Annotated in this window: 12 protein-coding genes and 1 pseudogene; 11 read left to right on the top strand and 2 right to left on the bottom strand. The window is 61.9% G+C overall.

Annotation, left to right across the window (positions count from 1 at the left end; all coding sequences use genetic code 11):
• Positions 1-211 precede the first annotated feature (211 nt).
• A pseudogene (locus tag N008_RS24180) lies at positions 212-382 on the top strand (histone H1); the annotation flags it as partial.
• Between the two features lie 215 nt (positions 383-597).
• Here the strand turns inward: N008_RS24180 and tyrS are convergent.
• Entirely contained in the window at positions 598-1,896 is a 1,299-nt protein-coding gene (tyrS, locus tag N008_RS17890) for a tyrosine--tRNA ligase (protein ID WP_044017718.1), read from the bottom strand.
• A gap of 201 nt (positions 1,897-2,097) precedes the next feature.
• Here tyrS and holA point away from each other — a divergent pair, with 201 nt between their 5' ends.
• The 5 genes from holA to N008_RS17865 all read left to right on the top strand — a co-directional run bounded on the left by holA (position 2,098) and on the right by N008_RS17865 (position 6,299).
• Positions 2,098-3,195 carry a DNA polymerase III subunit delta gene (gene holA, locus N008_RS17885; protein ID WP_231569741.1) on the top strand — a complete coding sequence of 366 codons (1,098 nt, stop codon included), beginning with the start codon at positions 2,098-2,100 and terminating at the stop codon, positions 3,193-3,195.
• 660 nt (positions 3,196-3,855) lie between these two features.
• Positions 3,856-4,476: an FMN-dependent NADH-azoreductase gene (locus N008_RS17880; protein WP_044017716.1), complete on the top strand. Its 621-nt coding sequence runs from the start codon at positions 3,856-3,858 to the stop codon at positions 4,474-4,476.
• A gap of 404 nt (positions 4,477-4,880) precedes the next feature.
• On the top strand, positions 4,881-5,342 hold the full coding sequence (locus tag N008_RS17875) for an antitoxin Xre/MbcA/ParS toxin-binding domain-containing protein (protein WP_231569740.1): 462 nt from the start codon (positions 4,881-4,883) through the stop codon (positions 5,340-5,342).
• A gap of 14 nt (positions 5,343-5,356) precedes the next feature.
• Positions 5,357-5,818, top strand: a complete 462-nt coding sequence (locus tag N008_RS17870; RefSeq protein ID WP_044017715.1) for an RES family NAD+ phosphorylase — start codon at positions 5,357-5,359, stop codon at positions 5,816-5,818.
• A 220-nt stretch (positions 5,819-6,038) separates the two neighbouring features.
• Positions 6,039-6,299, top strand: a complete 261-nt coding sequence (locus N008_RS17865) for a hypothetical protein (RefSeq protein ID WP_044017714.1) — start codon at positions 6,039-6,041, stop codon at positions 6,297-6,299.
• Here N008_RS17865 and N008_RS17860 read toward each other — a convergent pair whose 3' ends face one another.
• Entirely contained in the window at positions 6,300-7,088 is a 789-nt protein-coding gene (locus N008_RS17860; RefSeq protein ID WP_156109389.1) for a hypothetical protein, read from the bottom strand. It lies immediately after the preceding gene.
• Positions 7,089-7,269: 181 nt separating this feature from the next.
• Here N008_RS17860 and N008_RS17855 point away from each other — a divergent pair, with 181 nt between their 5' ends.
• The 5 genes from N008_RS17855 to N008_RS17835 all read left to right on the top strand — a co-directional run bounded on the left by N008_RS17855 (position 7,270) and on the right by N008_RS17835 (position 14,844).
• Entirely contained in the window at positions 7,270-10,482 is a 3,213-nt protein-coding gene (locus N008_RS17855; protein WP_052381705.1) for a tetratricopeptide repeat protein, read from the top strand.
• Between the two features lie 101 nt (positions 10,483-10,583).
• Entirely contained in the window at positions 10,584-12,281 is a 1,698-nt protein-coding gene (locus N008_RS17850; protein WP_156109388.1) for a TonB-dependent receptor, read from the top strand.
• Positions 12,282-12,372: 91 nt separating this feature from the next.
• Complete coding sequence (locus N008_RS17845) at positions 12,373-13,608, top strand: SPOR domain-containing protein (RefSeq protein WP_044017711.1); 1,236 nt, start codon at positions 12,373-12,375, stop codon at positions 13,606-13,608.
• Position 13,609: 1 nt separating this feature from the next.
• Positions 13,610-14,341 (top strand): MotA/TolQ/ExbB proton channel family protein, encoded by a 732-nt coding sequence (locus N008_RS17840; protein ID WP_081910874.1) that lies wholly within the window; start codon positions 13,610-13,612, stop codon positions 14,339-14,341.
• 92 nt (positions 14,342-14,433) lie between these two features.
• Positions 14,434-14,844, top strand: coding sequence for an ExbD/TolR family protein (locus N008_RS17835; protein WP_044017710.1), 411 nt, complete (start codon positions 14,434-14,436; stop codon positions 14,842-14,844).
• Positions 14,845-14,867: the final 23 nt, after the last annotated feature.

Genomic DNA, 14,867 nt, shown 5'->3' with positions numbered 1-14,867 from the left:
CCCTACGAGCGGGCTGGCTTTTGTATTTAGTATTATTCCGTGGGTGAGGTGGTTGTGGGAAAAACCTGGAATCAACTTTTTTTCAGAAAAAGTGGCCCTGGGAGCCGTGAAACGCGTTTAAGAAAAAAAGTGGGCCACTTGCTTGTATTTGAAATCCCTGTATATTAGGCCCGGTCAAACTATTTTTTCCACTCCACACAACCCCTCACACATGAGCAATTTCAGCCAACTCAAGGACCTCGTTATGGGCCTGGAAAGCGACTTCGAGAAGTTCTACGACAAGAACAACTCGGCCGCTGGCACCCGCGTGCGCAAAGGCATGCAGGAACTGAAGAACATGGCCCAGAGCATCCGCACGGAGGTTCAGAACGCCAAAAACAGCGCTGCTCCAGCTGCTGGTGCTGCTAAAGCTGCTCCGGCCGCCAAGAAGGCTGCTCCCGCTGCAGCCAAGAAAGCTGCTCCGGCTGCCAAGAAGAAGTAATCACGGATGAACACAGATTCGACGGATTAGTCGGATGCTGTTCGCCCGGATTATGCAAAAGAAAAGGCCTCACCTATCCGGTGAGGCCATTTTTTATGGCTTGCAGCCATCGGGGCTTATACTACCTTGATGAGGTAGTAGTTCTTCTTGCCCTTCTGGGCCACCACGTACTTGTCGTGCAGCAGCGGTAGCTCGGCGGCCTGCTGCTCCAGCGTGGCTTTGGCCCGGTTGAGGCTCACGCCGCCGGCCTGAATCATCTTCTTGGCCTCGCCTTTGGAGGGGAAGATGACGGCGTTGGTGGCCTCGCTCAGCAGGCTGATGACGTTGTGCTCCGAGAGGCTGGCGCGGGGCACCTCCACGTGGGGCACGCCGGCAAACACGTCGAGCAGGGTGGCCTCGTCGAGGCTGCTGAGCTCACCGCCGCCAAACAGCACCTGCGAGGCCGCTACGGCTGCCTCATAGGCGGCCTGGCCGTGCACGCGGATGGTCACGTCCTGGGCCAGGGCCTTCTGCAGGGTGCGCAGGTGCGGGGCCTGGGCGTGCTCGGCTTCCAGCGCTTCGATTTCCGGCTGGCTCAACAGTGTGAACACGCGGATGAGGCGGGGCACGTCGGCGTCGGCGGCGTTGAGGAAGAACTGGTAGAACTGGTACGGGCTCGTCATGGCGCCATCGAGCCACACGGTGCCGGTTTCGCTCTTGCCGTACTTGGTGCCGTCGGCTTTGGTGATGAGCTGGCCGGTGAGGGCGTAGGCCTTGCCCTCGCCGCCCGACATGCGCCGGATCAGCTCGGTGCCGGTGGTGATGTTGCCCCACTGGTCACTGGCGCCCATCTGCAAGGTGGTGCCCAGCTCTTTGTAGAGGTGGAAGAAGTCGTAGCCCTGCAGCAGCTGGTAGCTGAACTCGGTGTAGCTGATGCCGTCGGCCCCGGATTCCTCGTTGCCGCCGATGCGGCGCTTCACCGAGTCCTTGGCCATCATGTAGTTCACGGTAAGGTGCTTGCCCACTTCGCGCAGGAACTGCAGGAAGTTGAAGTCCTTGAACCAGTCGTAGTTGTTCACCACCCGCGCGCCGGTGGGCGAGTCGTCGAACACCAGGAACTTCTCCAACTGGGCCTGAATACCGGCCTGGTTGCGGCGCAGGACCTCCTCGTCGAGCAGGTTGCGCTCCGCCGATTTGCCCGACGGGTCGCCAATCATGCCGGTAGCGCCGCCTACGAGGGCCAGGGGCCGGTGGCCGGCGCGCTGCAGGTGCACCAGCAGCATAATGGTGGCCAAGTTGCCGATGTGCAGGGAAGGCGCGGTGGGGTCGAAGCCTATGTAGCCAGTGATGGGCGCGTTCTTCAGCAGGTGCTCCTCGGTGCCGGGCATCATGTCATGAAACATGCCCCGCCAGCGCAGTTCGTCTATGAGGTTCAAAGTGTAAGTAGTAAGTAAGAATTAGGAATTAAGAATTGAGCCGGCGAAATCCAGAGAGGCAAACGTGCTTTCCTCAGCCGGTACCAGCTGCCCAATTCTTCCAAAGCTGTTCGGCAAAGGTAAGAGGCAGCCCGTACCTTTGGGTAGGAAGAATTGGGAAGGTGCCCATCAGTGCGCCTGCCCCCAATTCTTAATTACTAATTGCTCATTACTAATTACACGTTGACTCTCTCGCCCGACGAAATCCTGAAGCAGCTCCAGCAGCGGCAGTTTGCGCCCGTGTACTTTCTGCAGGGGGAGGAGCCGTACTATATCGACCTGATTGCCGATCTGCTGGAAAAGCATGTGCTGCCCGAGCACGAGAAGGGCTTCAACCAGGTGGTGATGTACGGCAAGGACACCGACGTGGCCGGCATCCTGGGCCAGGCCAAGCGCTTCCCCATGATGGCCGAACGCTCGGTGGTCATTGTGAAAGAAGCCCAAACCGTGGCCGACCTGGAGGCCGAGAAGTCGTGGCCGTTTCTGGAGGCGTATCTGCGCAATCCGCTGCAAAGCACCGTGCTGGTGTTCTGCTACAAGCACAAAACCCTGGATGCGCGCAAGAAGCTGGGCAAGCTGCTCGCCGGCGACAAAAAGGAGCCCGCCCCCGCCGGCACCGTGCTCATGACCAGCAAAAAGCTCTACGACAACCAGGTGGCGCCGTGGCTGAGCAACTACGTGCGCTCGAAAAACCAGCAGATTACGCCCCAGGCCACCGTAATGCTGGCCGAGTACATCGGCGGGGAACTGGGCCGCCTCACCAACGAGGTGGACAAGATGCTCATCAATCTGCTGCCGGGCCACAGCATCGACGAGGATTTGGTGCAGCGCATGGTGGGCATTAGCAAGGAGTACAACATCTTCGAGCTGCAGAGTGCCCTGGTTCGCCGCGACGTGCTCAAGGCCAACCGCATCCTGCTCTACTTCGAGGCCAACCCCAAGAACAATCCGCTCATCCCGAACCTGACGCTGCTGTTCAACTACTTCTCCCGGCTGCTGGCCCTGCACCAGAACCCCAACCCCTCGGAAACCGACTGGCTGAAAATGGGCCTGCGCTTCCCCATCCAGCGCAAAGACTATCAGACCGGCCTGAAGGTGTTCGACTTCCACCGCACCCGTGACATCGTGCACCTCATTCGCCGCGCCGACGCTCAGAGCAAAGGCATTGACAGCGGCTCGATGACCGACGGTGAAATCCTGCGGGAACTGATCTGGCTCATCATCCATCCGGTGCCGCTGCACGCGGTGGTGGGGCAGTAGCCAATAGCGCGCAGCTTTTGCTGCGCGTATCGTTGTTGATTTTCATGGCGTGTCGTTCTGCCATGCGCTAAGCAGAGGCTTCACGCTACACAAGCACTATGCACCCTGACTGCTTCCAGGTCGGGATATATGGCTTCCCTAGTGGTGGGATTATGAGGCGTTTGAGCAGCGCCTGCTCCGCAAGTTGCTGATGCTGCCTGCTGAGGAGGCTCCATAAGCAGAATTGGTGGTGTGTTTTGCGTGCCCGACGTGCCGGGAGGTATGAATACTGTCGGAGCCGGAAGGCGCGTGGCGGGGCTATTTTCTGCCGGTGGCCGCTGCCGCCGCTTATGGCCGCCGGCGGGCCCTGCGCGAGAAGGCGCGCCGGCTCGGCTGCTTCGGGCTGTTGCTGGTAGTGGGGCTGTATTGCGGGTGGCGGTGGTAGTGAGCAAGTAGGCTGCGAGGCGCCGGTGGGGAGTTGTTGTAGGGGCCGGTGGTCGGAAAAACTCGGCGGAACAAAAAGAAGGATTGCGTGAAACAATGTATGTACATTTTATGTATAAACATTGATTGTCTTACTCGCACACTGCCTGACTGGCCGCAGCCTCCTACCTACGGGGCGGGGCCGGCACGATTTCGTGGTGCAGCGGGGAGACTCTTACCTCTTTCTACTACACTAGCATGAACATTCTGAACGTCATTTCCAGTCCCCGCGGCGGCGCTTCCTTCAGCATCAAACTGGCCAACGGCATCATCGAAAAGCTGCAGGCCGCACATCCCGGCAGCACCGTAACCACCCGCGACCTGGCCACGCATCCATTCCCGCAGTTGGAAGAAGCCAAGCTGCAGTCCTTCTTCACGCCGCCCGCCAACCGCACGCCCGAGCAGCAAGAAGCCGCCCGCCACTCCGACGACGCCATTACCGAACTGCAGGCAGCCGACATCATTGTTATCGGCGCACCGCTCTACAACTTCGGTATCCCGTCCACGCTCAAAGCTTGGATTGACCACATTGCCCGCGCCGGCATCACGTTCAAGTACGTCGATAACGCGCCCCAGGGCCTGGTAACCGGCAAGAGAGTGTACGTGGCCATGTCCAGCGGCGGCATCTACTCGGAAGGCCCGGCTGCCGGCTTCGACTTTGTGGCTCCGTACCTGCAGGCCGTCCTCGGCTTCCTCGGCATGACCGACGTTACGGTAGCGCGCGTGGAAGGCGTGGCCATCCCCGGCGTGCAGGACACGGCCCTGGAAAAAGCCCTGAACAGCGTGACCGTCCCAGAGTCGGCCGAACTTACCGCGTAGCCAGCAGAACGGCGTAGAGACGCAATATCTTGCGTCTCGTCGTTGCTGATGTTGTTAAAAATTCACGCTTCAAGTCGTTCAACGACGAGACGCAACATATTGCGTCTCTACCTCGGCTGCTTCCAGCTTAACCCGCTAGTGAAGATCCATAGCCGGTTCTCTCATTACCAGAAAAGCCCGTCCGGCTTCCCATTGGGGAAATCGGGCGGGCTTTTCTGCTTGACGTGGGGCTGGTTGAGAGGCGTGGGTGTCCCAGGTTCGAAGCCCCGGTCTATGTAGCGACCTACGATACCCGCTGATAAGCCCAAGGCGCCCGCACTAACGGCCCCGGAGAACCAAAGGAAATTTTTCCTCGTTAATCAGAAAAATTTCTTTAAGTTCGACTCGCTAACCGGAACTTTCCCATGGCCACACCTGCTCATCAACTCAAGATTACGGCCCCCATGCCGGCGGCTTTGCGCAAAAAATGGGCCGCCTGGGGCCGGGCCGGGCAGGATGCCTACGCCCTGGTGATGGAAGCCCGCAAAGGGGTGCCCGCGGCCACGGTGTTTGAGGTGGCCGAGGCCTACCAGCTGCAGGCCCAGGAGCTGGAGGCCATTTACGAGCTATCCACCAAAACCCTGCGCACCTACTCCCAGGAAAAGAAGAACCTGAGCGCGGCCAGCAGCGAGAAAACGCTCAAAATAATCAGCCTCTACAACTTGGGGCTGGAGGTGTTCGGCAACGCGGCCGCCTACCTGCGCTGGCTCGACAAGCCTGCTCACGGCCTCGATGGCGAGATTCCGCTGCGGCTGCTGGAAACCAGCGGCGGCATCGACCTGGTAGCCGAGGAGCTCACGCGCATCGCCTACGGCGACTTGTCGTAACCGGGAAAATCTGCATGCTGGTATACCGCATCTGCCTGGCCAAGTACGCCGACGACCTGTTTGCCTCCGGCTACCGGGCCCGCTGGAATTTCAAGGACCAGTTCGTGATTTACACGGCCGCCACCCGGGCGCTGGCCTGCCTCGAAAACGTGGTGCACCGCAGCGGCGAAGGCCTCACCGACCAGTTTCGGGTGCTGGTGATTGAGGTGCCCGACGACGTGCTCATTGAGGAAATCAGCCCCGCCCAGCTGCCCGCCGACTGGGAAAAAGCCAGTCGCTACGCCGTGTGCCAGCCCCTCGGCGACGCCTGGTACCGCCGCCGCAGCTCGGCCGTGCTGCGCGTGCCCTCGTCCATCGTACCCCAGGAATTCAACTACATCCTGCACAGCCGCCACCCCGATTTCAAGCGCATCCGCATCGTGGCCCGGGAGGAATTCCGGTTCGACTCGCGCATCAAGGCGCAGGATGTGGGCTGAGTGGAAGTAGTAGCGCGAACTTTGTAGTTCGCGCCCCCGCGCCATTCGGATGATTTCGTTTCAGCGGCGCGAAGGCGCGAACTACAAAGTTCGCGCTACTGCGTATCGGTGCGCCAACTGGAAATCCTTGCCACAGTACTCCAACGTCAGCACGCGAGATGCTTCGGCTGCGCCTCTGCATGACGTGCTTTTCCGTCCGTTCATTCCGTATTCAAACACAATGCAAGTCCTCGACATCATCCCCGTATCCTCCAAAGAAACCTTTCTGATCGGCCACTTGGAGGGGCCGGTGCAGCCGGGCAAGTGGGCACTGCGCCTGAACGGCGAAACCGTGGCCGTGCTCGATATTGTGGGCGAGGCCCAGGTCCAGACCGGGCCCAAGGGCAAGCTGCTGCCGCCCCGCGTGCTGGAGTGCCGCGGCCCGGTAGACCGCCGCGCCATCGACTTCACCCGCGACGAGGTGACGCTGGAGCGGCAGTAGCTAATACCGCTCCTCGCCGCGGGCCGAACTGAGGTCCAGTAGATACTCGCAGGCTTTGCGGAAGCCATCCTGCTCGTCGGGGCTATGGCGGAAAACCAAGTGGTAGCCGTCGGCCAGGTGGGCTTCCAGCAGCCAGTCGGCACCGTCCATGACGCTGAGGTCTTCGCGGGAAGTCAACTGGCGAAACTCACTTTTCAGCAGGAGCTGCTCGAAGCGCTGCCACTGCTCTTGGCTGAGTGAGCGGGTGGTTTCTTCGGCACCAACCGGCGTGGGTGGCCGGTTGGCTTCGGCCAATTCCCGCTGCAGGGCGGGGGCTGCCTGCCGCTGGCGAAACTGCGCTTTCAATTTCCTGGCTTGCGCCGCCGAGGCATCCGGTGGTATGTACAGGATGTCTACCATCCTGGGTAGGCCGGCCGGTTTATTCAGAAACTGCGTGCGAAGCGTTAGGCCATTTGCCTGCCGGGCCAGGGTCAGCAGAACGGGGCGGTGGAAAGCCCGCAGCCACAGAAACCGATAGGTGTCGGTGCCTCTGTAATAATTCGCCAGAACCGGGGCCTGGAAGGCGTACAGGTTGCGCGAGGCAAATCGCAGGGAGTGAGGCGGGGTAGGGTCTGCTGAGTCGATTGGGGTACGGGAGGAATCCGCCGGGAAATAGAACGTGGTAGAATCCCGCGGATGGCCTTGGGCATCGGAAATGGTCGGGTTTTGCGGGTAGCTGCCCGCAGAATCGCCGCGGGCCGAGCAGCCGGCCAGCAGCAGGAACGGGAGCAGCAAACAGGGGCGGCGCATAGGGGAGAGGCTGGCGGGAAAACAGTGCTCCGAAGGTAACAGCCGCCTTTCACCTACACCAAACCCACCTAATCCCTCGTTACCACTAGCTAAAAGGCGATTCTGCCGCAACCCAAGCGCGTTTTTCGCTACTTTTGGCCAACTCCGGCCCTGGTGGGGCCGCTTCCCGTAACGCCGAGCAATGAAGATATTTCCCCGGATTGCGCTGGCCGCTTCCCTCAGCGCCGCGGCGCCGCTGGCCGCCCAAGCCCAGCAAACCCAGGTGTTCGCCTCCGACGAGCGCCACTTCCAGGAAGGCCTGGAGCTGTTCGACCGTGGCAAGTATGGCGCCGCCCAGCAGGCGTTCCAGCGCTACACAGAGCTGACCCAGCGCCGCACCGGCGAGCTGGCCGAGGGCCGCACCATCGACGCCGAGTACTACTACGCCGTGGCCGGCCTCTACCTGTTCCACCCCGACGCCGAGGACCGGATTCTGGCCTTTGCGCGCCAGAACCCGGCTCACCCCAAGGCCGCCGTGGCGTTTTTCGAGTTGGGCAAGTTCTACTTCGATAAGAAGGACTACGTTAAGGCCATCGACTACCTGCAGCGCGTGGGCGCCGACAACCTGAGCACTGAGCAGCGCGCCGAGTCGGAGTTCAAGCTGGGCTACAGCTACTTCGCCCAGAAGGAGTTCGACAAGGCCAAGCTGCAGTTCGACCGCAACAAGCAGGGCACCCACGAGTACCGCTACGCCAGCTCCTACTACGCCGGCTACCTGGCCTACCGCGCCGGCGACTACGCCGGGGCCCGCCAGGATTTGGCCGTGGCCGAGCAGAACGACGCCTACCGCCCCGTGGTGCCGGCCGTGATGAGCCAGATCTACTACAAGGAAGGCAACTTCGACGGCCTCATCGACTACGGCACCAAGGCCCTGGCCCAGACGCCGCCGCCGCAGTCAGCCGACGAGATTCAGCTGCTGGTGGGCGACGCCTACTATCAGAAGCAGGACTTCAAGCAGGCCGCCGAGTACTTCGACAAGTACGCCGCCGGCCGCAAGAAGATCGAGCCCGAGGTGCAGTACAAAATCGGGTACGCCAACTACAAGCAGGGCGACTTCAAAGGCGCTATCGGCTCGTTTAAGGGTGTGGCCGCCCGCCGCGACTCGCTGGGGCAGAATGCGGCCTATCACCTGGGGCTGAGCTACCTGCAAACCAGCCAGAAGCAGCTGGCTCTGAACTCGTTTGACGCAGCCCGCAAAGCCAGCTTTGACCGGAACATCACCGAAAACGCCACCCTCAAGTACGCGCAGATCAACTACGAGCTGGGCAACACGCCGGAGGTGATTGCGGCCCTCAAGGACTTCGGCAAAAAGTACCCGCGCTCCAAAAACCGCGAAGCTGCCGACGACATCCTGAGCGAGAGTTTCCTGAACTCCTCGGACTACGCCCAGGCCCTCAACTACCTCGACAACCTTGACGACCGGAGCGCCAAGCTCGACGCCACTTACCAGCGCGTATCCTACCTGCAGGCCGCTACGCTCTACAACAACGCCCGCTACACCGAGGCTCTGCCGCTGCTCGACAAAAGCCTGAAATACCCGCAGGACGACGCGCTGCGCGCCGCTGCCCAGGTGCTGAAAGGCGAAATCTACAGCGTGGGCCAGCAGTACCAGCCTGCCATTACGGCCTACACCGCGGCGGCCCGCACCGCCCGCTCCGGCGGCGTCACGCCCGACGAGAAGGTGTTCGAGCAGAAGGCCCGCTACGGCCTCGGCTACGCTTATTACAACACCCAGCAGTACGACCGGGCCCGGCCGCAGTTCCAGGCTTGGCTGCAGGATCCGGTGGCCAAGCCCGCCGACCCTAACTACTACGACGTGAGCCTGCGCCTGGCCGACACCTATTATGTAGCCAAAAACTACACCCAGGCGCTGGAGCTTTACAATAAAGTCATTGCGGCCAACGCCGCCGACAAGGACTACGCCTACTACCAGAAAAGCGTGGTGCTGGGTTTGCTGGGCCGCCGCGACGAAGCTGCCAGCACGCTCGGCACGCTGCTGCGCACCTCGCCCACCTCGCGCTACGCCGACGACGCCGTGTACCAGCAGGCCCAGCTGGATTTCGAGGCCGGCTCGTTTCAGCAGGCCGTGGATGGCTTCTCGCGCCTGATTACCAACCGCCCCAACTCGGCCCTCATTCCACAGGCGCTGCACAAGCGCGGCGTGGCCTACGCCAACCTGGAGCAGCACGACAAGGCCGCCGCCGACTTCAAGCAAGTGCTGAGCCAGTATCCGCGCACCAAGGCCGCCAGCAGCGCCATCTACTCGCTGCAGGAAAGTTTGTCGGCGCAGGGCAAGACCGAGGAGTTCGACCAATATCTGGCCCAGTTCAAGCAGCAGAACCCCGACAGCAAAGCCACCGAAAGCGTGGAGTTTGAGGCCGCCAAGTCGCTGTATTTGGCCGAGAAGTATGCCCAGGCCATTCCGCGCCTGGAGTCGTACCTGAAGCAGTACCCCGACAACGCCCTGGCCGCCGACGGCCGCTACTTCTTGGCCGACGCGCTGCTGCGCACCGGCAAGAAGGCCGAGGCACTGCCCAAGCTGAAGGCCGTGGTGCAGGAAGGCAAGTCGGAGTTTGTGAACCGCGCCGTGGGCCGGGTGGCCGAGCTGGAGTTCGAGAACAAGAACTACCCCGAGGCCATCAGCTACTACACGCGGCTGCGCACCTCTTCGCAGAACAAGCGCGAAATTGCCAACGCCGGGCTGGGCCTGATGCGCAGCTACTACGAAAGCGGCGACCTGGAAAACACGCGCCGCGTGGCCCAGGAGCTGCAGACGCAGGCTGCTTCGCCCACCGCCACCAACGCCGCGCTGCTCTACCTGGGCAAGGCCAGCCTCAAAGCCGGCAACTTCGACCAGGCCATTACGGAGCTGAACACGGCCGCCACGGCCGCTGCCGCCGACGAGAACGGCGCCGAGGCTCAGTACCTGGTAGCCGATGCCCTGTATCAGCAGAAGAAGTACCCCGAAGCCCTCGACGCCGCCTACAAAACCAACACCTCCAACTACGAGCTGTGGCAGGGCCGGGGCTTCCTGCTCATCTCCGACATCTACGCCGCGCAGGGCGAAAACTTCCAGGCCCGCGCCACGCTCAATTCCATCATCGACAACAAATTTCCGGTGGCTGAGGTGATTGACGGGGCCAAGAAACGCCTCGCCGCGCTGCCTTCCGACAGCCCGGCCGGTGGCACCAAACCCGCTCCGACCAAGCCGGCCACCACCAAGCCCGGCACCAGCAAAGCCCCGGCCACGCCCAAGGGCAAAACCGCCGGCCGCAGCTCCCTGCTGCCCAGCACCACCCAGCCCACCGACACCATCAGCAACCGCACCGATGGGCCGGTAGGCGAGGAGGAATAGGTGCCGAGCCTGCTTGCATTGCCTGAAATAGTTGTCTGAATATTAATTGCTTGCTGCAGTGTATCTCAACCTGAGCCTGCACTGAATCCACTCCCGAACCTATGACGCTTCATCCGTCGAAAATGCTGGCGCTGGCCGGCCTGCTGGCCGCCGTGCCCGCCGTGGCCCAGGCCCAGACTACGCGCCCCAACCCCCGCGGCAAGATTGAGGAGGCCGAAATCGAAATCGTAAAAGAGCGGGTCAACCAGCTGCCCGAAGCCACCCGCAACTTCGAGAAAATCACCATCGCGCCGCCCGCCAAAACCGCGGCTCAGGTGCCGTACACCTACCCCGACTACAAGCTGCCGTCGGACCTGCTGAACCCGTCGGTGCGGGTGCTCACCATCCGGCAGGAGGAGCTGACCCCGCAAACCGGCAACTACCTCAAGGCCGGCATCGGCAACTACGGCACCTTCCTGGGGCGCGCCCACCTGCACAACACGCGCAGCAACTCGGCCTCCTACGGGCTCGATCTGAACCACCTGTCGTCGAGCCGCGGCCCGATTGACAAGCAGAACTCCGGCCAGAGCCGCACCAGCCTGGGCGTGCACGGTGAAACCTACAGCGGCAGCACCGCGCTGGGCGCCAAGGTGGACATCGGGCGGGAGCGGTACAACTTCTACGGCTACAACCGCGACCGACCGGTACTGCCCGTGGCCGACAGCCTCAAGCAAACCTTCTTCCGGGCCGATGCCAAGGTGTACGCCCGCAACCGCGCCACCGACGCCACCTTCCAATACGACGTGGCCCTGGGCTTCCGGCACTGGAACGACCGGTTTGAGGCCAAGGAGAACAACATCTACGCCGAGCTGCGCTCTAGCTACGCTCTCACGGAAACCAGCCGCGTGACCGTCAACGGCGACCTGTCGTTCATCTCCTTCAAGGATTCGCTGAGCTACCGCCGGCCCTTCGTGCAGGTGACGCCCGCCTACAACCTCACCCTGAACCGCCTGGCTCTGACCGTGGGCGCCACCCTGGGCTACACCGGCGACACCATCCGCGACGTGTCGCAGTTCAAGGTGTACCCGGCCGTGCGGGTGGGCTATACCGTCACGGAAGACAAATTTGTGGTGTTTGCCGGTTTGGGCGGCGGGTTGCAGCGCGTGAGCATGTACGACCTGACCACCGAAAACCCCTGGCTGGCCCCCAACCAGCGCGTAGCCGACACTCACCGCGGCCCCACGCTGTATTTCGGCTTCCAGGCCGCGCCGGCCCGGGCGCTGGAGGTGAATGCCAAGGTGACGCTCAGCAACGACCGGAACCTGTACTTCTACAACAACTCCCGCCGCGACTCCACCAAGTTCGACCTAGTCTACGACAAGAAGGCCACCCAGCTGCTCAACATCCACGGCGAAATCATCTACAATGCGGCCGAGAAAACCCGCATCGGCCTCAAGGCCGACTACAACGGCTACAACGTGAAGACACTGGCCGAGGCCTTCCACCGGCCGGCCTTCCAGTCGGTGCTGTTTGCCTCGCATAACGTGTATGAAAAACTGCTGCTGGGTGCCGAGCTGTATACCTACAGCTCCAGCTTCGGCTCGGGCTACCGCTACGGCGCCAACGCCCTGCAGCCCCGCGAATTCGTGCGCCCCACCGACTCCGTCATCGACCTGAATCTGCGCGCCGATTACCGCATTATGGAAAATCTAAGCATCTTTGCTCAAGGCAATAACCTGCTTAACCGTCAATATGAGCGGTTCCTCAACTACCCAGTGAAGGGAATCAACGTATTGGCCGGTGTCACCTACGACTTCTAAAATTAGTGCTTGGTGCCTGGTGCTTAGTGCATAGGTCGTGCAACGACCAGTTACTAAGCACCAAGCACCAGGCACTACGCACTAAAAATATATGCCGCTCTCCGACCATATCCGCACCCTGCTCCGGGACCATGACTGCGTCATCATCCCCGATTTTGGCGGCCTGATTGCCGACTACGCGCCTGCCCGTATTCATCCGGTGCGGCACACGCTGGCCCCGCCGGCCAAGCGCGTAGCCTTCAACCAGTCGCTGACCCGCAACGACGGGCTGCTGGTGGATGCGCTGAGCGCGCGCCTGAACCTGAGCACGGCACAGGCCCGGCAGCTGGTGCGCGAGGCTGTGGCCCGTATGCAGGAAGAGCTGGACACCACCCAGCGCGCCGAGCTGAGCGGTATCGGCACGTTCCGCCGCTCCGCCGGCCGCGGCCTGGAGTTTGAATACACCGGCACCGACAACCTGCTGTCGGCTAGCTTTGGGCTGCCGGAGCTGGTGTCGCGCCCGGTGCGCGCTACCGATGCGCTGAACTCGCGCGAGCGGCAGCCGGCCGTGCCGCAGCTGGCCACCGTGCGCCGCCGCGCCTCGCGGCTGGTCTACAATGCCCTCACCGCCGTGGTAGTAGGCCTGATGTTCTCGGCCAGCTATATGTTCGCCGATCAGCAGGGCTATCTGCCCCAGAGTTTGCGCCTGCCGGCTTTCCGGGAAGTAAGCGCTAACACGCCGCAAATCCAGCCAGTAGTAGCTGCGCCGGCCATCAGCCGCCAGCAGGCGGCCCTCACGCCCGCCGATAACTACGTGGCTCCGGCGCCCGCTGCCGCTACCCCGGCCGCTGAAGTAGCCGTAGCTACGCCCGCCGTAGCCACCAAGCCCGCCGCTGCCCCGGTGGCGGCCGTGGTGCGGAAAGCGCCGGTAGCCGCGCCGGCTGTGAAAGCCGCGCCGGCCGCTGCCGCCAAGGCCGTAGCCGTGAAGCCCGTGAGCAAGGATGTGCAGGGGCCGGCCGCCAAATCGGCCAAAGCTGCCGTGAAAGCGCCGGGCTGGGAAAAAGCCCGGGCCGGTAATGCAACCCCGGTAGCCAGCACCGCGACAATTAACAGCCGCACCAACCGTTACTACGTGGTGGCCGGTTCCTACACCAGCCTCGCCAATGCCGAGAAAGGCCGTCAGGCCCTGATTCGGTTGGGCCATCCGGCCCGCGTGATTCTGCCGCAGGCCGGCAGCCGGCAGTTCAAGCTCTCCGTTGCCGATTACGCCGACCGCACCTCGGCCGACCGGCAGGCCACCATCCTGCGCAAGCGGATGGGTTCCTCTCTCTGGGTACTCAATTACTAGCATGACCGTATTGCTTTCCCTGCTGCTTCAGATGCAAGTCGGCAGCGCGCCCGCCGCCGGCGCGGCCACCGCCGACTCCACCGCCACGGCCGCCAACGCGGTGGCCAACGCCGCCGCCGCCGACCTCTCGCTGGTGGATTTGATTGTGAAGGGCGGGGGCATCATGATTCCGCTGTTTCTGCTCTCGTTTGTGTCGCTCTACATCATCATTGAGCGCTACATCACCATCCGCAAAGCCGCGGCCGTGCCGGAGTCGTTCATGCCCGGCATCCGCAACCTGATGGTGAAAGGCGACCTGCAGGGGGCCAAAATGCTGTGCGCCCAAACGGCCACGCCGCTGGCCCGCATGATTGAAAAGGGCATCCGCCGCATCGGGCTGCCGCTGAAAGACATCGAAACCAGCGTGGAAAATGTGGGCAAGGTGGAAATCGCGCGCCTCGAAAAGAACATCAGCATCCTGGGCATCATTGCCGGCATTGCGCCCATGCTGGGCTTCGTGGGTACCATCATCGGGGTTATCAAGATTTTCTACGCCATCAGCGCCACCGGTGACTTTGGCATTGCCCAGATTTCGGGCGGTCTTTACACCAAGATGGTGACCTCGGCTACCGGCTTGATTGTGGGTATCATTGCCCACATCGGCTACCACTGGCTCAGCATCATGGTTGAGCGCCTGGTGTTCCGCATGGAAAACTCGGCCATCGAGTTCATGGACATCCTGCAGGACAACTAAGGGAGCAGCTGAGTAGCGGAGTAACTGAGTAGGTTTTCCTTCAGCTCAGTTGTCTGCACATCCACTCAGTTACTCCGCTACTCAGTTACTCTATGAACCTCAGCCGCCGCCGTAAGCTTTCCTCGCACGTCGAAACCAGCTCGATGAACGACATCATGTTCTTTTTGATGCTGTTCTTCCTGATTGTGTCGACGATGGTGAACCCCAACATCATCAAGCTGATGCTGCCCAATGCCAAAAGCAGCAAGCAGATGATGAAGCAGCCCATTACGATTTCCGTGGACGCGGCCGGCGGCTACTTCATAGACCGGCAGCCCACCAGCGCCGCCCAGCTGGAAGGAGAGCTGCAGCGCCGCGTGCAGGGCCTCGACAGCCCCACTGCCGTGCTGCGCGTAGATGCCTCCCTGAACGTGCAGAAGCTGGTCGACATCCTGGAAATCGGCAACCGCCTCAAGATTAAAATGGTGATGGCCACCCAGGCCCAGCAGGCCGCCGGGAAATAGTTTTTCGATTTTCGTTGTTCGGT

Origin of the sequence: Hymenobacter sp. APR13 (assembly GCF_000737515.1) — a bacterium.
GTDB lineage: Bacteria > Bacteroidota > Bacteroidia > Cytophagales > Hymenobacteraceae > Hymenobacter.
Note: the sequence above shows the minus strand (reverse complement) of the source record. Positions and strands in the feature narration are given on the sequence as shown.